We start from the raw sequence: 736 nt of genomic DNA, 5'->3' as shown, positions 1-736 counted from the left end.
AATGGCTGTACCTGCAATGCAGGCGCAGTAGGTGGCGCTAATATCAACCATAATAGGCGCGCGGCAGTCCAAGCTAGCCAACCAAGTGCCAATAATAGTAGCCATACCGAAAATCGGTTTAAGTTATCTACCACTGGTTTTAGGCGTGCTGGAATACTTGTCATTTAACGCGCCCCCAAACCTGTCAGAAGTGGTTGGCGAACACTTACTACCGCTGTATCTTTTGGTGCTTGCCCTTGGTATTCAGGCATATTTTCTAACAATCGCTGCGTCAGGCTCACATCTAGCATATTATCACCATCGAGATATAGATCCCCTAAGCGCTTATCTTGATTGTCTAATAGGTTAATATGCAGCAAATTTTTATCGTTTTTCTGTTCTGTATTTAGCTCAGCACGTGTTGCTGGCATCGTAATATAAAACACCTTGCCACCACTTGGATAACCAACTTCGCCGCCTACCCAAGTGAGCTGACCATCTGCTGTTGTAAAGCCAGTCATTTTTGAGCTTGATTGGCGGTGCAATGAGACGGCATTTACTTGAATGGGCGTATTTGGCAGCTGCCAATCAACCACACTAGATAGCGTATCAGAAGCAATCTTGCCGCTCATATCATCAACCTGCCAAGAGTGACGCCCTATGTTGACTTGGCCATCAAGACGGGTTTGTCCCGTAGTAATATTAACATCAGCGCCTATTTTACCCAGTAACAGTTGCCACGGCTGCCAAGACCACT

Annotated in this window: 1 protein-coding gene; it reads right to left on the bottom strand. The window is 46.1% G+C overall.

Going from position 1 to position 736, the window contains the following annotated elements:
• Positions 1–164 precede the first annotated feature (164 nt).
• On the bottom strand, positions 165–736 hold a 572-nt coding region (gene gspN / locus ACS8FD_RS20175), incomplete at its 5' end, for a type II secretion system protein N (RefSeq protein WP_439277177.1).

Source organism: Psychrobacter sp. 1U2, assembly GCF_051847575.1.
Note: the sequence above shows the minus strand (reverse complement) of the source record. Positions and strands in the feature narration are given on the sequence as shown.